Annotated in this window: 16 protein-coding genes; 8 read left to right on the plus strand and 8 right to left on the minus strand. The window is 60.6% G+C overall.

Going from position 1 to position 16,694, the window contains the following annotated elements:
* Window positions 1-171: 171 nt before the first annotated feature.
* Window positions 172-1,164, minus strand: coding sequence for an SIMPL domain-containing protein (locus V5E97_RS05270; protein ID WP_406698236.1), 993 nt, complete (start codon window positions 1,162-1,164; stop codon window positions 172-174).
* Window positions 1,165-1,267: 103 nt separating this feature from the next.
* Here V5E97_RS05270 and V5E97_RS05275 point away from each other — a divergent pair, with 103 nt between their 5' ends.
* The 5 genes from V5E97_RS05275 to V5E97_RS05295 all read left to right on the plus strand — a co-directional run bounded on the left by V5E97_RS05275 (window position 1,268) and on the right by V5E97_RS05295 (window position 5,846).
* Window positions 1,268-1,801 carry an RNA polymerase sigma factor gene (locus tag V5E97_RS05275; protein WP_406698238.1) on the plus strand — a complete coding sequence of 178 codons (534 nt, stop codon included), beginning with the start codon at window positions 1,268-1,270 and terminating at the stop codon, window positions 1,799-1,801.
* Window positions 1,792-3,555: a hypothetical protein gene (locus V5E97_RS05280; protein WP_406698239.1), complete on the plus strand. Its 1,764-nt coding sequence runs from the start codon at window positions 1,792-1,794 to the stop codon at window positions 3,553-3,555. Before V5E97_RS05275 ends, V5E97_RS05280 begins: the two co-directional genes overlap by 10 nt.
* A 132-nt stretch (window positions 3,556-3,687) precedes the next feature.
* A complete protein-coding gene (locus tag V5E97_RS05285; protein ID WP_406698241.1) occupies window positions 3,688-4,287 on the plus strand; it encodes a transposase in 600 nt (199 codons plus the stop codon).
* Window positions 4,288-4,579: 292 nt separating this feature from the next.
* Window positions 4,580-5,338, plus strand: a complete 759-nt coding sequence (locus tag V5E97_RS05290; protein ID WP_406698242.1) for a hypothetical protein — start codon at window positions 4,580-4,582, stop codon at window positions 5,336-5,338.
* 280 nt (window positions 5,339-5,618) lie between these two features.
* Window positions 5,619-5,846 carry a hypothetical protein gene (locus tag V5E97_RS05295; protein ID WP_406698243.1) on the plus strand — a complete coding sequence of 76 codons (228 nt, stop codon included), beginning with the start codon at window positions 5,619-5,621 and terminating at the stop codon, window positions 5,844-5,846.
* Window positions 5,847-6,177: 331 nt separating this feature from the next.
* On the opposite strand, the gene V5E97_RS05300 is transcribed toward V5E97_RS05295, so the two are convergent.
* The 5 genes from V5E97_RS05300 to V5E97_RS05320 form a co-directional block, all read right to left on the minus strand.
* Entirely contained in the window at window positions 6,178-7,341 is a 1,164-nt protein-coding gene (locus tag V5E97_RS05300) for a ComEC/Rec2 family competence protein (protein WP_406698244.1), read from the minus strand.
* The gene (locus tag V5E97_RS05305) at window positions 7,313-8,035 is read right to left on the minus strand and encodes a hypothetical protein (protein ID WP_406698245.1); all 723 of its coding nucleotides are present in this window, start codon (window positions 8,033-8,035) and stop codon (window positions 7,313-7,315) included. The genes V5E97_RS05300 and V5E97_RS05305 overlap by 29 nt, the downstream gene beginning before the upstream one ends.
* Window positions 8,036-8,093: 58 nt before the next feature.
* Window positions 8,094-8,789 carry a hypothetical protein gene (locus V5E97_RS05310; RefSeq protein WP_406698246.1) on the minus strand — a complete coding sequence of 232 codons (696 nt, stop codon included), beginning with the start codon at window positions 8,787-8,789 and terminating at the stop codon, window positions 8,094-8,096.
* A gap of 345 nt (window positions 8,790-9,134) precedes the next feature.
* Window positions 9,135-9,485, minus strand: coding sequence for a hypothetical protein (locus tag V5E97_RS05315; protein WP_406698247.1), 351 nt, complete (start codon window positions 9,483-9,485; stop codon window positions 9,135-9,137).
* A 100-nt stretch (window positions 9,486-9,585) separates the two neighbouring features.
* The gene (locus V5E97_RS05320) at window positions 9,586-10,026 is read right to left on the minus strand and encodes a hypothetical protein (protein ID WP_406698248.1); all 441 of its coding nucleotides are present in this window, start codon (window positions 10,024-10,026) and stop codon (window positions 9,586-9,588) included.
* A 689-nt stretch (window positions 10,027-10,715) separates the two neighbouring features.
* Here V5E97_RS05320 and V5E97_RS05325 point away from each other — a divergent pair.
* Window positions 10,716-11,525 carry a hypothetical protein gene (locus tag V5E97_RS05325; RefSeq protein WP_406698249.1) on the plus strand — a complete coding sequence of 270 codons (810 nt, stop codon included), beginning with the start codon at window positions 10,716-10,718 and terminating at the stop codon, window positions 11,523-11,525.
* A gap of 208 nt (window positions 11,526-11,733) precedes the next feature.
* Here the strand turns inward: V5E97_RS05325 and V5E97_RS05330 are convergent, their stop codons facing one another.
* Complete coding sequence (locus tag V5E97_RS05330; protein ID WP_406698250.1) at window positions 11,734-13,125, minus strand: hypothetical protein; 1,392 nt, start codon at window positions 13,123-13,125, stop codon at window positions 11,734-11,736.
* Window positions 13,126-13,467: 342 nt separating this feature from the next.
* Here V5E97_RS05330 and V5E97_RS05335 point away from each other — a divergent pair, with 342 nt between their 5' ends.
* Both V5E97_RS05335 and V5E97_RS05340 read left to right on the plus strand, forming a co-directional pair.
* Window positions 13,468-13,794 (plus strand): hypothetical protein, encoded by a 327-nt coding sequence (locus tag V5E97_RS05335; RefSeq protein ID WP_406698251.1) that lies wholly within the window; start codon window positions 13,468-13,470, stop codon window positions 13,792-13,794.
* Window positions 13,795-14,192: 398 nt separating this feature from the next.
* A complete protein-coding gene (locus tag V5E97_RS05340; protein WP_406698253.1) occupies window positions 14,193-14,696 on the plus strand; it encodes a hypothetical protein in 504 nt (167 codons plus the stop codon).
* 97 nt (window positions 14,697-14,793) lie between these two features.
* Here the strand turns inward: V5E97_RS05340 and V5E97_RS05345 are convergent, their stop codons facing one another.
* Complete coding sequence (locus V5E97_RS05345) at window positions 14,794-16,662, minus strand: DUF4129 domain-containing protein (RefSeq protein WP_406698254.1); 1,869 nt, start codon at window positions 16,660-16,662, stop codon at window positions 14,794-14,796.
* Window positions 16,663-16,694 lie beyond the last annotated feature (32 nt).

Raw genomic sequence — 16,694 nt, forward strand, 5'->3', positions numbered from 1 at the left:
AGGGGACATCCCGCGTCAGCGATGCGGAAGGCGGCGCAGCCGGTCCCGGAGGGACAGAACCCTGAAGCTTAGCGACGGCGCCAGCCGGGACGCCCAATGCTGAAGACGGCCGACGAGAAGCTCCCGGTCGACGCTATCCTTGGCGTGCATGATCTATCTGACTCTCGATCATCAACGCCTGGTTTCAATCTCATACCTGAGCTTGAGGTAGAGAGTGAACTGGACGACGGGTTCCAGGACGACGGGGTCGATGACGCGGTCGAAGCCGTCGGCGTTGAGGGGGTTGTAGTAAAACGTCCGGCTCTTGCGGAGGGATTGGACGGTCGTCCGCGAGCGGTCCGGACCGCCTGAGACGGCCTCGGACTCGCCGGCGGTGTAGGAGTCGTACATCTCGGACGGGAAGTAGGCGGATGACCGCTCGGCGTAGACCTGGGGCACGGCGCGGAGCTTGATGCCGAGGAGGCGTTCGTGGCGGGTGGCCTTGGCTTTGACAGCGGCCGCCGCTGCTTCGGCCAGCCGCTCCTGGACCGGGGCGAGGTCGGTGACGACATAGTCGACCTTGATTAGGTCGTAGACCTTCGCCCGGCTCGCGGCGATGACGAGGCGGTCGATGAGCGCCTTGTCGCGGTAGCGGATCGCGACGGTCTTCTTCAACTCGAAACCGACGAGTTGCTCGCGGGCGAGGTTTCCCTCGACCTTGTAGCCGTAGACCTTCGTCTGGGCGGCGAAGTCGACGAAGAGGGCCTCGGGGCCCACGCCGAGCGGCTTGAGCGCCTCGGTGAACGCGGCGAGGGTCGCGTCCATTCTCGCCTGGCACGCCTCGACGGTCTCGGCCTCCTCGGCGACGCCGAAGGTGGCGACGAACTCGTCGGCCCTCACGTTCATGAGGACGCTTGCGTCGATGAACATCGACGTGTCCGTCGACGGCATCTCCTCGCGGGTCAACTGCCGTTTCGCCCGCTCGTTCTGGTCCGCCCGCGCCCGGGCGCCCGCCTGGCCGTAGCCGACGTTGCCGCCGACCTGCGCGACTCCGGCGCGGGCGGCGAGGGTAAGGATCAGGAGTGTTGTCGTCGCGAGCCGCATGGTGGGGGCCTCCGGGTGGTCGTTGAATCGATACCGACCATCATCGGGGCGTGGCCCGACGGGGGGAAGTGGCTGGGGCATCGATGGGGCGGACTCCTTCCCGGCTGGGATGAGAATGATCTTCCAAAGAATCTTGCGTGATCAGGCGAGGGTCCGGACACTTCGAGATCAAGGAAGGAGCGCTATGGACCTGACCACATTCATCAACGCCTACCGGGGACCGCTCATCGGGCTGCTCGCCTCCTGGGGGGCGCCCTGGGCTGACGCGATCGAGATCGCCCAGGACAGCTTCGCGGAAGCCTGGGTGCGTCGCGCCTCATGTCGCGGTGATTGGGAGGATCCCGAAGTCTTCGGACGCTGGCTGCGCGGCGTGGCGCTCAATCAATACCGCAACTGGGCGCGGGGTCGTCGGCGTCGTGCCCGGACCATGACGGTCGAACCGGCCTTCCTCGAAACGATCGCCGTCACGCCCAACCCCGAATCCTCCGAACTCCTGGATTCGTTGCGGCGGGCCATCACCCGGTTGCCCGCCGGGCAACGCCAGGTCGTGCTGATGCATTACCTGGAAGAAGCCAGCGTCAACGAAGTCGCCACTCTGTTATTGATCACCCCAAAGGCCGTCGAAGCTCGCCTGTATCAGGCGCGACGGACACTCCGCCGCCTGCTCGGTGGCTCTCTCCCCGCTTCGTCGATCGGAAGGTTGCTCCCATGCCTTTGAACCCGGTCCCCGAAGACCAACTGCGAGACGCCTTGCGGCCCTACCGGGCCGAACCCGGGCGGTTCGAGGCCGCCGTCCGCGCGCGGCTGGAGACTGCCGATCGAAGGCGCCAGGATGACCCCCTGGCGTGCCTTTCCCCGTTCCTCAGGGGCGCGGCGGCCCTGCTGCCGTTGCCGTTCTTCACCGGGTGCCGGGCATCCGAGGCGGCGGCCAAGACGGTCCCGGCCGCGATGGGCGTCAAGCTGCTTGGCTATCTGGCCTTCCCGGCCATCAGCCTGTTCGTGCTGCTCGGGGCCACGATCTTCGGCATCACGAAGATCCACGGCATCCAGCGGAATCATCACCCGGGAATCGACGACGCCCAGGCGGAGACCGATGCCGTGCTCCTGTGGTGGAAGCGGCACAAGTGGCCCGCCTATCTAGTGTTTGTGGCGACACTTGCATTGATGTGGATCGGGGCGACCTGGTTGCTATTCCTCTTCTATATCATCTCGTTCGGGGTGCTGCTCTATGTCCTGTCCTCCTTCGCCGGGCTCGGACTGGGGAATCGAGTGCTCATCGGTCAATCCTGCATGTCGGGGCTGATGCTTCTCGGGCAGCTCACGGTTGGTTTCAGTACCGGCGATCATGACATTCATTTCCTCGATCAGAAGGTCATCGCGGTCGTCTTCTTCGGCGGCGCGATGCTCGTTTTGGCTTGCTACGCCCGCGACCTGAATTCGCTTACGGATCGACGAGGCTCCCCGGCTGTTCGCGGGTCGCGGGCCGCGCTGCTGGCCGTCATTCTGGTCCCTCTGGCCGCCTGGCTCCTGAATCCGATCCTCTGGCCGGCCACCCCAGCTCGGATCAAGGCTTTCGTGGAATCCTTCCACGAAGCCCCCTATTCCAGCTCCAGTTGGCGTTCCTGGGAGATCGTGGCACGATGGGCGATCGAATCGAAGCTCGACCCAGACCTCTCGGGTGCGCGCCGGTTGCTGGCCCGTGAGATCGCCGGCGAGCAAAACCCGTTCATCCTGGGGAATGCGTTCACGGTCGGGCTGATCCGGGCCGACCAGGTCCGCCTGCTGAGGGATTACGAGGGTCGACGCCACTCCCTCCTCGACGACCCGCACCAGATCCTGGTCAAGCGACCGATCTCGAGCCTGTCCCAGGAAGACTGGATGATCCGCGCCTCGATCCTGCTCGGCAACCTGACCGCCCAGGATCGCGATTACCTGGAAAAACGACTGCTCGCCACCCTGGACGGCCTGACGGAAAGCACCTACGACGTCATTGCGGAGGCGCTACTCGTGACACGACTTCTGGAGCTCATCGACCGCCCCGCCGATCCCGCCCGGTATCGCGATCGGGTCCACGACTGGCTGCGGAAACTCCACAGCCGGAGCGGAGGGGGTTTCCAGCTCGCTGGCGGCTTCAAGACGTACCTGAAAGCATCGGTAGGGTCGGTGATAACGACCGAGTCCGCCGTCGAATTGATGGACGTGTACGGTGTTCCCGACGGCCTGGACCTGAACTGGGTGCGCTCGTTCTTGAAGCCCATGGCGATCATTCGGCTATCGGAGGAGAAATGGATCGCCGCGGTCACGCTCGACCGCCTGAACCGCCTACCCGGAGCCCGTCGACCAACCTGGCCGGAGATCCTCTATTATGAACGCAGCTTGATCGCGGCCATGGTCCTCGTGGGGCTTTGCCTCTACGCGACTCTCTCTTCGCCGAATCGAAAGCTGAACACCGAGGAAATCCAGTCGGCTTGAGATGACCCCCACCCTCCTGGCACGGTAGCAATCGGTGACCATGCGATTAAATGGGGCAAACCAGGAGGTTGGAGTAAGTTGTCAAGAGAAGTAGATGAAATTATCGTTTCCTAGATTTCCCAATTGAAGTGCATGGCCACTGATGGTCCTCACCGGGAGTGGATCGACGCGTGTATCGCCGAAGAACGGATCAACGCATCCGAGTTGCATGACGAGCTTGCATCAAGAGGAGTTCGACTCTCGTACGTCACGGTTCAACGCTATCTCACCAGACGCCTGGCCCGGGCCGGCAAGACGCGTCCCCGCGTGAACGCGACGAAACCGAAGCCCACTCCGCCTCCCTCGCCGAGGCAACTCTCCTTTGACTGGAGCCGTCGCCCTGAAAAACGTACGGTCGAAACCCAGACCCGCCTGAACGCGATCCGGACGGTCAGCCCCGATTTGACAACGGCCCTGGACCTTGCGGACGAGTTCACGGCGCTGATCCGCAAGCGATCGACCGGCACATTGAAGGAGTGGTTGTCCCGGGCCGAGATCAGTCCTTTCCCGGAGGTTTGCCGCTTCGCCGAAGGGATCCGCCGCGACGAATCGGCGGTGAATGTGGCGGTAACGACGCCATGGAGCAACGGTCCGGTGGAAGATCACGTGAACCGGCTGAAGACAATCAAGCGTCAGATGTACGGCCGAGCGGGATTCGCTCTCTTGAAGGCCCGCGTCGTAAACAGGGCATGATCGAGGAATTTGAGGGTCGCCAGCCAAGATGGGGAATCTACCACCAAAAGTGCGGGAGAACCCCTTTTACGGACACTCCTCGCTAATCCCGACAGTTTTCTGAGCCGATTCAACTTATCTTGACAGCAAGAGTTACAGCCTGCGTGCTGAAGGATGGAGACAAAGCCAATCCTTCTGGAGCACGCAGGCCATGGAGACCCGAAGGCCCCCAACTCTCACGATACCGATCTCGTGCTGCCCCAAGAAAGCTCCTTGTCCCACGTGTGGCAAGTTGGGGCGGCGAAAGGATGTCTTGAATCGCCAGATCCGTTCGATCGCCTACCATCAGGTCGTCTACCTCGACGTCACCTACGGCGAGTATCGCGCCCGCTGCCACTGTTGTTCCACGTTTCGGACCATGCCCACGAGCGTGGAATCCAAGGCCCGTTACGACAATAAGGTCCGCCAAGCCGTCCTCGACCGGATCCTCGAGGATGGCATGAGCGTCGAACGCGTCATTCAATCCATGCATCGCGACTTCCTCTTGGACCTGTCCGACGGTTTCGTCTACGACTGTCTCCTCCATCAGGCGGAGCGTCTCGACATGGCCGAGCATCGTCGCTGGGTACTCGAGCATTTTCGCGGGACGCTTTGCGTCGATGAACTCCATCTCGGTCGTTACGCTCTGCTGCTGGCGACCGACCCCCTGAACGACCTGGCCGTCGCCTTCGCCCTGGTCGCCAGCAACGACAAAGATCACATGCGGCGGTTCCTCAACAACCTCAAGACCTGGGGATTGGAGCCTGAGGTGGTGGTGACCGACGGTTCGGACATCTACCCGGCGGTATTGGCCGAGCTATGGCCGGCGGCACGCCATCAGTTGTGCGTTTTCATGTCCTCAGGATCTGCACAAACTGGTCCTGGACGCGTTGCGGCGGCTGCGGCGGGACTGTCTCGACGCGGGAACCGGGGCCGGAAACGGCGGCGTGGGAGGCCCTCGGGAGCCGCAAGCCGCGACACCGTTCAACCCAGAAGGAGAAGTCGACGTTTATCTTCAAGCATCGTTTCCTGATCGTTCGGCGGCGGGATCAGATGAGCCGCCAGGAGCGGATTGATCTGAACACGATGCTCAACGACCTGCCGGAGTTGAGACCGTTGCGACAGTTTGTGGACGACTTGCAAAGGTTGTTCGCGGAGAACCAGAGCGAAGCGACGGCCTGGCGGCGACACCGAAGGCTGACAACGAACCGCGACTTCCTCGCGGTGCCCGAATTGGCGAAGGCCGTGAAGAAACTCGGGCCGGAGAAGTTCGCCAAGATGATCGCGTTCTTGGGGATGCAGCGTGTCGACGGATGCGGACGAACAATCATGTGGAACGGATCAATCGCAAGCTCCGCCATGAGGAGAAGGCCCGCTACAAATGGCGGAGTCGGCGGACGATCGTGCGGTTCATGGTTTTGCTACTGGACCGTTACTGGGAGCGTGAGAAGGCGACACGAAGCCGCTGGCTGGACGAGGCGCCTCCAATCGAACTGGAGCGAGGATCGCCCAAAACTGTTCCGAGGCCTCGAGTCGCCTGAAAAATGGGCCGAGGCTGTCGGGATTAGCGAGGAGTGTCCTTTTACGCGCTCATTTCCACGCCCTCTTTAGGTGCCTGGTCACCGAGACACCCCATTCAAAAGTCCCAGCGGCAGTCGGCGACGACCTTCATTTGCGAAGACGTTTCGAATCACCTCATCGGGTTCGAGACGGTCCCTGGCTCGGGTCTCCTCTAGCACGAGGCTCTCCATTCCGTGAAGCAGTCTTCGAGACGATCTGCCTCGGCCCGCTCACCGACGAGACCGAGGAAGCCTACGCTTACCTGCTCCAGTGGACGGTCTCGCAGATCGTTCTGCGGTTGTGGTGAGGGCGCTAGGCGATGCTCGCCGTCGGCGCTTTCGTGCCTTCCCCGTGGAGCACGACCGCTGGCTCAATAAGCTCCCCGTCTACTACATTGCCCATGTTGTCGAACTTGAAGCTGCACTGACCGCAAGGGGTGTCGTCTGCGAGCTTCATGGCAGCTAGGTGTGTCCGCAGGATCATCCTGCTCTCGGGCAGCGGTTCGCGAACGACGGATGCGGGCTTCCAATCGAGCTTGGGCTTGCACGTCGCGACGATTTGATTCGCGAACTTCGAGATGTCATCGAGACCCGCCGGTCTCGGCAGCTTGTGACGATGTTGGGGAGCGATCATGGCGATCGTCTTTCCCCCAACCGTGAAGTGCTTCCAGAGGTCCGCGCAATATCCGTTCTCGGACCCGTGGTGACTGACCTTTACCGCCAATGCCTTTAGGTTGTCTTCCCCATATTCTCTTACGACTTCCTCCCATCCCGCTTTCTCTAGGTCGCCTCCGAGGATTACAACTGTATCGCCGTAAGTGATTTTCAGGACCACAGATACCTCGTTGTGGTCCGAGTGTTTCAGCTCTTTGGCGATCTTCTCGTCGGGACCTATGCAATCGAGGATCGCTTCCTGATATCTCGCGACCTGCACTCCGCTCGGAGCGAGGCACTCGATCTTGAAACCTTTGGCGCTGTCGCGGGGCAGAGGATAGAGGGTTTTCAGGGAAGAAAGAGGATTCGGAAGTATCGATTTATCCTTGCGCCCTCGTTCGGCGATCTTGAGGACGTCGAAGAACTCCTTCGAGCTCCTGGTCAGCTCAGCCTTCTTCGCTCCCGTCGCTTCCTTCGCGCGAAGCAAGTTGTATTGCATCAGCTTCTGGAGATGAGGGGGTGCAAGGCAGCCGAACCGCCAGAATTCGGCGGGCTTGAACTCCTCAATCAGCTTCACCATCCCCAGGAAATGATCGTCGTGCGCATGGGTGAGGCAGACGAACAGGAGCTTCTTAACGTCCCTGGATCTGAGGAACTGAACCGTCGGGTTCTTATCCGGCTCGGAAATAGCATCGGTGTAACAATCCACGACACCCCACTGGTCGTCGGGAAGTTTGATTACGATGCTTTCGCCTTTGCTGCCGCCGAGGAGATGGACTTCGAGAAGGGAGGGGTCAGTACTCGATAACGGAGTCGTCGCCACCGGGGAAAGCCTCGCGCATTTCTTCCGCGATGGCACGGGCTTCCTCGTCGGTTACCTCGATCTTAGGTAACGGAGCAAAGTGAACGCGACCGGCACCACCGCCCTTGACCGTTTCACAAAGGAATCGGGTCTGTTCGTGAATACCTCTAGCGAGGAGCTCCTGAGCGGAATACTCGCCATAGAGAATGTCGCCGTTCGACCGGCTTTCCAGAGTAACATATGCGGTGTCCCCGTCGATAGAGTCGACGTATCCATCGAAGGATTCGAGCACCGTCTTCGACTCCACCTGCGGCGCTTTACTCGATTCGAAAGACTGAATCGCCTTCTTGAGAAGCAAAACGACTTTCGAGGGGTCTAGGGGAGCTGAGGTGGTGGTGACGCCGAGAGCGCGACGAATCTCCGCGAAGAATGTCTGAATCTCGTCCGCGCTGGGCACAGTCCGCTTTACGGGAGCTGCTGGTTCAATCCCCGACTTCAGGGGAACAGAACCTTGAGAGTAGTGCGGTAGAGTGTTTCGGTAATGGTGCAGGAATCTACCGAAGTTGATCTGCAAGTCATCGCTGCTGGGCAGACTCGAAGCTTCTCTGAATAGGTCCTTCGAATCGACCGGAGCGGCGACATCTTCCACTTCTTCTACTTCCGGCTTTGGGCAGCGGTAATCGAACCCCGAGCGCTCAACCCGGAACTCCTGCATCCAGCTCTGCGGACGTCTCGCCCCAATCCCGGCAGATGGTATTCTAGTCCGGGATCGCTCAGCGAGGCTCATAATCGTCACTCCCGGAAATTGTCACGGTGAAAGGAAGTGTTGCAATCGTCTCGCGTGCGAGAGCGCCTTTTTTGAGGGCTCGATCGCACTGCTCTTTAAGTGTTTTGATGTCGGCTTGATTCATCGCGAGACTCAGATTGTGGCTGCCTTCCGAGTTGTCGTAACTCAGCCGGAGCGTGAAAGAGACGACCGCTCCTTCAATCTTCGTGACCTCGTTGTCGAACACCGGTCGGACGTCTGTGACGATGCGAGTCGTTTGCAGGAGGTTCGCATAATCGTAGGACAGATCCAACGCCTTGGCTGCGACCTCGACATTCTTTGAGGAGATCAGCCGCCGAAAGGCGGGCTCCAATGCTTCCCATTTAGCAATGGAGGTGCCATCCCAGGGCATGCTAGCGGATTGCAAGCCTTTTCGAATTCCAATCACGACCGTCTCAGCATCAAGCTTTCTCCGCCTTTGTAAGCTTGCCAGAGAAATTGCCTGACGGAGCGTGCTGTTGACCGCTTCCTCGTTGCCCTCGATTACCTCGAGAATAGCTTTTTGTAGCTCACTAGGAGCCAAAGGTACGGGTTGAAGCGAGTCGATGCGATCGACAACGGCGCTAAGGACTTCGGGTCCTAGCTCACGAATCGCTTTCAGATCAGCAAGCTGTGATTTGTTGAGTTGGATTTGAATAGCCATCGATCAAACCGTTTCGGAGAATCGTCAAACTCCGCGTAATCCGCCTTGTCTTGCCATCTTCCCTAAACTCCGAGGAATTATACCCTACGTCCCAGGGTAACGGGGCGGACCCTCTCTCACAACCCGGAAGTGAGAGAACGTCTCTCTTGATCCGAGTCAACGTGGAGCTGGAGAAATGGGGGTGAATAGTTGGACCGAATTCCTGAACCTCGCACGCCCCTAGGAGGAATCATAGAGGTGGCGGTCAAGCTGACACCTGGTCAGCGAGATGGGCGAGCCGCTACTCGATCGGTTCGCACGATCACAGAAGAGCGGCATCCCTGCCGTTGAAGAGACACTTCGCTTTCAAATGAGGTTGCTCTTCTCTGGGTTTGGGATGAACCTTTCGAGCGAGAGCTCCTCCACGAGTATCGAGTCGAAGCAGCCGAGGTTGCCAACCTCGCGAACGGATCGCTCCATGTCTTCGATTCCTCCCTCGAAGGTGGCGTCTGCCGAGAGGCGTTTCGTCAGTAGGAGTTCAGCCTCGACTCGGATAATGGCGAACTCGTCCTCGTGATTATACTTATTACCGATCATCACGGTGGTTGCTTCGAGCTTATCTGGGGTGCACAGGAAAACCATCGACTCGCATCGCCCCGCGTAGCATTCTCTGCCCATCTCAGCGTTGAGCCCCTGGACGAGGCGTGCTTTTCCCAAAGCGACCGACTTGTAACGTAGTAGAAAGTGCCGAACGACCGAATGAGTTCGCTTATCCTAAAATGCTTTTTAAATAAATTATTTGGCATATTCGTGGAATTTAAAACTTGGCTATGATCTCGATCTTCGGCTTCCCATCGACGATCGGCGTGATGCAACTCAGCGGGTCTTCCGAGCCGTCGAAGTGCTCGAAGACTTCTTCGAAGACTTTGAGGTGTCTTCCCAATTCTGAGAGCTTCAAATATCCCTCGTAACGAAGCCCGGTTTCCGTCCCGCTCGGAGTGACGAGTGTATAGCTTTCAGGAATCGGAAACTCGGTGGCGTTTAACAGGTCACGGGTCAAGTTGGCCTGAAGGAACGCGATCTTCTCGCGGACCGTTCCGCCCTTCTCGTGGCATAAGCCTCCAAGCTTCGTGATTAGCTCCCCCTCGACGAACAAGAAGGGGTTGAAAATATTTTCGGTCGTCTGAGGCCCCGAGCCGTTGGCTTGAGAGGGCTTCCGCTGGCTTGGGGGCTTACCGGGTGGCTTTTGCTTGGCCATCGTTGAATCTCGGGATGGATGAAGGTTCGGGAAGGATACGAACCAGTATACCGAGGCGGTCAGTTTCGTCGCGAGATGGGGCCAGTGGAACCTTGAGCGGCTTCCATGCCGCTCTTCGCGGTTCTCACGCCTCCACAGGCTGCGATCGCCAGCCGTGCTTGCGGAGGGCGATAAGCCCCTTCAGGATGAGCACGCGACCCAGGCGGGGAGCGTCGTCCTGAAGTCTTCGAGTGAACCAGCGTAGCCCGACTCTCTCAAAACGTCGGCGTGGCGGGGGCGCATGTGGCGAGCCTCCAGAAAGTGGAAAGATGTTCACAAGAACTGTGAAAACGGCCAATCGCGAATCAATTCAATACTTGAAAAGTTCAATCGGCACGTTTTTGCGGCGAGACCAATGATGCTTCGCAAAAGTGCAGGAGCAGTGGCCAGGCAGTTCAGTAGGGAGGCCTGGGAGATTCAGTGAAGCTCGATGCTCCATTGCCGACTCAGATGAATTTTCCAGGTTTCCCGTCTTACCCTCTTTAAGTGCCTGGTCACCGAGACACCCTTTTCTCTAGTCCGTGAAGGCCAGGTAGACGCTTGCAGCCCGACCACGCCCCAGTCAGAATAAGTCATCTGATCAATCAGATAGTCACGTGAGTGGTGGAAGAGCGGCCGTTATCCCTGAGTCCGTTCCGGAGAGTCGTGCCATGATCGGTATTCGCGCAGCCAACAACGTCAGACCCTACTATCCCGAAGCAGTTGAATTGCATTATTATCTCGACGCATTTTTACTTTATGTAAAATACGAGTTTGGTCTCAGCGAGAATCAGATCGGCTTCCTGACCAGCATTTGCAGCGATGACCTCAACAACGTGGGGATGCCGAGGACTAAGATGGTCGGCCCGTTCGTCCAGGGCGGCCTCGACGGCTATCCGTTCGCTGGCATTACCGGGCTTGGAGCGTTCTCCCACCACATTCCCGAGCCCGGCTCAGCATTGATGTTCTTCGGCCCGCATGTTGGTATCACCAAGGATGGACAGGTCGGCAAGGTTATCCGACCTGGCCAATCGAAGCCGAGCGACTGTTGCGGTGCAGCGGCGGCGGCACTCAAAGCTCTCGAAGAAGGAAAAATTCCCCACAAGGAACCCTACGAATATCCGGTGGATGATTACCAGCAGGAGACGATCAGGCAAATCGTCCTGCGGCACAAGGACGCCATCCTCGGAGCTGGCGCCGTCAAGGACCCTAGACGCTTCGTCGTGATGTCCGAAGTCATCTACCAGGAAACGAAGCAGGTTTTCCAGCGACTCCTGGAGAGCACCCACTTCGGGAGCCCCGCGTTCTTCTTAGGCGGCATCCTAATCAACCAGGACGACGGTAACGAATCCCTGATCGCGCTCCGTGATTTAGGCCGAATCGAGCATGGGAAGTATCAGGACCTGACGAACGATTTCGCTCGGAAGTCGGAGGAGAGGTTCAAGGCGTTTGAGGCCGGGGATGAGAATGCGTTTCGCTGAGCCGGACGCAGTGCAGATAGATAACTCCTCGAAGCAGATGGCGTATCAGGCTTGTTCGGGCAACCGGACAGGTGCAGTGGCCAGGCAGTTCAGTAGGGAGGCCTGGGAGATTCAGCGAAGCTCGATGCTCCGTTGCCGACTCAGTTGAATTTTCCAGGCTTCCCGTCTTCCCCTCTTTAGGTGCCTGGTCACCGGGGCACTTTGAGACTCACTCCAGACTGGGCGGAATCGGATCAGTCGCCGTGATCCCCTCGGGCAGTTCCTTGAGCGCCGTTTCCAGTAGCGAGCCGGCGGTCGTCGGGGCTGTGCCGTGTTCGCGGCGGTAGAGCTCGGTCGCCAGCCGGACGATCAGCACCGAGCGACGTCGACGCTCCCGGGCCAGATCTCCCTGGCCCTCCCAAGGCGGGTCGCTCGGGGTATTCTCTTGGCCAAACAAGAAACCGAACTCGATCCGATCGAGGGCCCGGACCAGGGATTCCGGACTCATGGCGCGGGCCGCAACGGGGGCGGATGGGTCGTCGGCATAGACCCAGGTCGGTTTTCGTATTGCCAGTGGCGCCCGGCGCCCGGCCAGCCGGTCCGCTTGCGCCAGCCAGTTGGCGAACAACAATTGGAACACACGCCGACTCCGCTCCAGCTCGTTGCTGGCGTCGCGCTGGAATCGTTGAATGGGGCGTTGCGCACTCCAGGGCACGAGCCGATCCAGCAGGCCCACTTGCTGACCCCCGAACAGGGGGCGCGGGCGACCGAAGGAGAGCATCATCCTCTCGAAGTTCCTCATGTCTTCCATAGGCTCCAGGCACGACAGATAGTCGAGCTTGATCGCCTCGGAGACCGGTGGGGTCAGCGCATCGGCATCCAGAGTGTCTTGCAGTGCCCGGCGGAGCTGCCCGGCTTCGAGGTTCGGGTCGGCCGCCCATCGGAGGATGCAACGCGAGGCCAGGGAGTGGATTCTCGCGCCGTATTGGCGTTGAATGAGCGTCCCGTGGCGGCCAATGAGCCGGCTGCAGCGAAGTATCGCAAGGTAATTGTCCCAAGCTGCGTCCCACGCGCCGGCGTCCTCAAGGCGTGAGCCCTCCAGGGCCGCCATCCCGGCGAAAACGGTCGCATCCTGCATGAGGTACATTTCCGTGTGGACGGACAACCGGCTGGGTTGCTGGTGAAGGGCATCGCGACGCCGACTCCCCTCGCGCCAGATCTCCAACGCCGCGCGTTTGATCTCCAGGTATTCGCAAAGCCCGGGGGGGGCCGAAGACCAGGTCAACGGCTTGTTCTCGTTGCCCCACACGGCCTGAAAGAACAGGCCCCTCCGGGCCTCGTCGATCGAATTCGGCGGGTCCACCAGCTTGTGCGCCGCCGCGTACGCGACGAAGGCGTTGTCGACATCGGGGAGCGCGACGGGCCGCCGCGCCTCGGCCACATCGAACGGCTCGCCGACGTCGGGGAGCCCGTCGAGGCTCCCCATCCGCCAGATCGAGACGCCGCCGAAGGCGATCCATCCGACGATGACCCCGATGGCTAGCCGGAGTCCCAGGCCGCCACTGGGCCACCGGAGCCACCCGGATCCCTTCGACTCTGTGGGCTTTGATGTCGTTGCCATGACTCGGCCTCATCCGCGGGGTGAAATGGGGCTCAACCCTCTGCCTTGCCCGGCCGAGGCGAGGCGCCGGTCGGTCCGCTGGCCTGGAGGACGATCGTGCCATCGAGCTTTCGTCTCGCGTATTCGCCTTTCATGATTCTCCATAGATCTGCCTCCTCGGCCAGAGGGCGGCGGGACCGGGCACGCCCGGCCGGCGCGAGTCCAGCCGGTTCGGGAAGTGAAAAGAGGTCAGGTGCCGATCATCAATCGATCCATCACGTTTCGATCAAATCGACTTCTGCCCTCTTTCCGTTTTCGGCAAACCGCTCTAACACTGTGGTCCCCTGTAAGATTCACTCTGCCGTGGCGAATACCTTGTCGAGTCAAAGCGGTGGCTTCGCGAACGCGACTCCCAATACCACACTCGAGCGAACCATGGTCAACAAGCCAAAACCCATGAGCGTATGGCTGCCATTCGGCTTCTCCGCCATATTGTGCGTCATCGTCTTGATCGCGAATGTCGTCGGCGGGTTCGTGGCCGGGCGGTCAGACATCGGGATGACTCCGTTGATCTGTTTTCTGCCGATGATTTTCTGGGTCGCGGCCGCATCGCATCAACAGACAAATGAGCACATTAAAGCGTTAGAAGATCGAATTCGTCAATTGGAAGAAGCGGAAAGAGCGGTTTGACCTGACCTGTTCCACCATTTTCTTGTTACTCCACTCATAGACGCAAATGAACGAGCCTGTCGCATAGAAACCGGGATCTCGTTCCGACGCTCTGCGTGGGAATGACGTCCGCGACGCTCCGCGTCGTCTTCCCCGGCGGGTGGGGCCGCAGAGCGGCCAGGAGGGCATTCCCACGCAGAGCGTCGGAACGAGTTTCTCCCGCGAATTTCGGCCTCCGGGGCAGACAGACGGCCCGGTTTCTTTGCGGCAGACTCAAATGAATAACTTATTTGGTGCCAGCCTCTTAGGAGCCTGGCCACCGAGATTCGAGTCACAATCGTCCCGTCATCTTGGTAGAGTGTCAGTCTCGATGCCGATTCTCAACTGCCCCGGTGAGTCTGGGAAAGAAGGAGTCAGCTATGGCGGCGGTGAAAGTGGATCTCAGTGGACTCGACGCATATTGGATCAAGGCTTGCAAACGGGCGGTTACTGATCTGAATGTGCTGTTCAAGAAATCAGGTCTCAACGTCGTCCTCGCCATGGGAAGCTCGACGGGGCCAAACATCACGGTGACGACCGATTCCACCATCGGCGCCACCGCGGTGCATGGCCGAACCTCCGCCACGACCGGCAGCTCGGGCCAACTGATGAGTGCCGAGGTCAAATTGCCCGCCGAAGTCCGCATCAACACACCGAATGGCGTACGAGGCGCCGGGATTGGCGTCCTCGAAGTGATCGTCGCCCACGAGTTCGTACACGCGCTCGGGCAGGCGGAGCACAACTCACACCTGATGGCCCAGTCGTGGACCAAGCTGGCGGGCGATACCCCGGCCGGCGACAAGTTGCAGGCGGGAGGCCTCTCGATGCCGCCGCTCGCTCTGGCTTCCGAGTCGGTTGATCAATTGAAAGCGATCTGGCCCTGAACGGACCGGTCAAAGCAGGATGTCCGCCCTCACGCCGCCATTCTGGTGGTACACAAACCCATGAAGTATTAATATAGTGAAAAATTGTTGAATTAACTCAAACGTGGTTGGCGTTCTCTGTGAACGCGGACGCACCACGTCCCTCGAGGCTCAGCCAGAACCGGCGGAGCGTCGGTAGAACCTCTGGCTTGAGGCCTCGTCGGCCGTAGGTGATCGTGACGAAAAAGGAGACCACGCGGGGGGCGTCGGTGCCCAGCGCGGGCTTGGCTTCTTCCAGACGCTGGACGAACTCGGTCGGGGTCTCGTGCGGTGATCGGCCCAGGCCTTGTTCGTAGGCCCAGGCTTCGAGTGCCTCGAAGCTGTAGATGACCAGGTCGTCGGGCGTGAGTCTGTGATCGAGGCCCACGTCGAACGGGTTGGCGAATGAGGCAAATGGCTGGGGCGGGGGTTCCGTCGCGGGCGAGGCGTCGGCGTCTTCCTTCGTCTTCGGCTTTCGCGGTCCGCCGAACCAGAGGCCTCCCAGAAGCGCCGCGAGCAACGCCCAAAGGCCCTTGAGCAAATCCGGACCGTAGCGGATGGCGCCGAAGATCAAGAAGGCGATCCCGACGATGAGGATCGGAATTCGCAGCCAGCTCGGGGTCTGAAACGACAGCGAGGGACGCCGCACCGCCTGGTTGGAAGCCTGATCCTGAGCGGATGACGACTTTCCGTCCTGTCCGGATTCCTGGTTATCGTCCTGCTGGGCCTGCGGCTCGGATTTGTTCCCTGGTTTGGCCTGGTCCTGTTGTCCCTTGCCTGGTTTGTTGGATTGCTCCTGGCGGGGGCCTTGTTTGTCTGACGCCTTCCCGTTCGATGCGGACGGTTTTCCGCTCTGGGCGCCCGATTTTGCGCGTCCCTGGCCGCGGTTTCCGCCCTGGCGTCCCTGGCCGTTGGTCTGTCGGGCTGCGTTCGGGTCGTTGGTCTTGCCCGAGCCTTCAGGCTTGCCCGCCTCTTGCGGAGGGTGTGCGGCTTTCGAGGCGGCATCCCCTTCGCTCGGAGCCCCATCGCCCTGGACGCCACCGTCCTTGAGCAGCGCCCACCGTGAGGCAAGACGGGCGCTTGGCCCGAGGGTTGAGCCTTCCGTCGTGCTGAAGCCGGAGAGCGACGGGAGCAAGATCGCCGAGGCGAGGGTGAGGCCGGCGATCACGCTCGCGCCCGTCGTCAGCCAGGTCGCGGTCATGGCGGCGGGCATCGGGATCTTGCGCCGTCGCAGGTAGCGGCGAAGGTTGAGGAAGCTCGTCGCGAGGAGGAGACCCATCCCGCTGGCGAGGTAGGCCAGGAAATAGAAGAAGAGCCCGGCGCGGCGATCCTCCTCGACGGCCGGCACGAGCCCCTGGCCGAGGCCGAAGATCAGGAGCGATGCGATCGAGAAATAGATGAGCCAGACGCCCGGCGGATGGGGGCGGGAGGCCTCGCCGGGGTCGCGTCCCCAGGCCTTCCACCAGGGGCGGCGGGGCAGAAGCGAGGCGTCTTGCGCCTCCAGGGGGTCGTGCGCGTCGGTCGCCGCCGATGCCGAGGGGTCGAGGCCGCTCTCCTCAAGGAGACCGACGCCCTTGTCCTGATCCTCATCGATCAGCGTGCAGTCGTAGGTCAGCTTGTGGGTCGCCCACCAGACGAGGCCCATCACCGCCAGTAGGAACGGCTGGAACCCCGCCAGCGTCGTGGCCACCAGCGCCACGGCGCCGCCGAGGGCGATGCCGTATCCCTTGGCCAGGTCGTCGCCCACCTGCATGCCGACCCTCGTGATCAGCACGATCCCGAGCACGAACCAGAAGAGGATCCAGCGGAGCCGGGCCAGGAACGGGCCTTCGTACCAGAGGTCGAGCAGGAAGAACATCAGGCCGCCGACCATGACCATGATCAGGGCCGGCTCGATCGCGGCGACGAGGTGGTCGACCAGGGTGCCTGAGGAGTCCTTGCGGGCCATCGCGGGCGGCTCCGATGGGTCTTGCCTGGAAC

The sequence above is a fragment of the Singulisphaera photorubra genome, assembly GCF_045290345.1.
Lineage (GTDB): Bacteria > Planctomycetota > Planctomycetia > Isosphaerales > Isosphaeraceae > Singulisphaera.

Bases quoted from the DNA above. Each gene is read 5' to 3' on its own strand.
- V5E97_RS05270 (WP_406698236.1), bottom strand. From the start codon at position 1,164: ATGCCCCAGCCACTTCCCCCCGTCGGGCCACGCCCCGATGATGGTCGG.
- V5E97_RS05275 (WP_406698238.1), top strand. From the start codon at position 1,268: ATGGACCTGACCACATTCATCAACGCCTACCGGGGACCGCTCATCGGG.
- V5E97_RS05280 (WP_406698239.1), top strand. From the start codon at position 1,792: ATGCCTTTGAACCCGGTCCCCGAAGACCAACTGCGAGACGCCTTGCGG.
- V5E97_RS05285 (WP_406698241.1), top strand. From the start codon at position 3,688: ATGGCCACTGATGGTCCTCACCGGGAGTGGATCGACGCGTGTATCGCC.
- V5E97_RS05295 (WP_406698243.1), top strand. From the start codon at position 5,619: ATGCGGACGAACAATCATGTGGAACGGATCAATCGCAAGCTCCGCCAT.
- V5E97_RS05305 (WP_406698245.1), bottom strand. From the start codon at position 8,035: ATGCAGGAGTTCCGGGTTGAGCGCTCGGGGTTCGATTACCGCTGCCCA.
- V5E97_RS05310 (WP_406698246.1), bottom strand. From the start codon at position 8,789: ATGGCTATTCAAATCCAACTCAACAAATCACAGCTTGCTGATCTGAAA.
- V5E97_RS05320 (WP_406698248.1), bottom strand. From the start codon at position 10,026: ATGGCCAAGCAAAAGCCACCCGGTAAGCCCCCAAGCCAGCGGAAGCCC.
- V5E97_RS05325 (WP_406698249.1), top strand. From the start codon at position 10,716: ATGATCGGTATTCGCGCAGCCAACAACGTCAGACCCTACTATCCCGAA.
- V5E97_RS05330 (WP_406698250.1), bottom strand. From the start codon at position 13,125: ATGGCAACGACATCAAAGCCCACAGAGTCGAAGGGATCCGGGTGGCTC.
- V5E97_RS05340 (WP_406698253.1), top strand. From the start codon at position 14,193: ATGGCGGCGGTGAAAGTGGATCTCAGTGGACTCGACGCATATTGGATC.
- V5E97_RS05345 (WP_406698254.1), bottom strand. From the start codon at position 16,662: ATGGCCCGCAAGGACTCCTCAGGCACCCTGGTCGACCACCTCGTCGCC.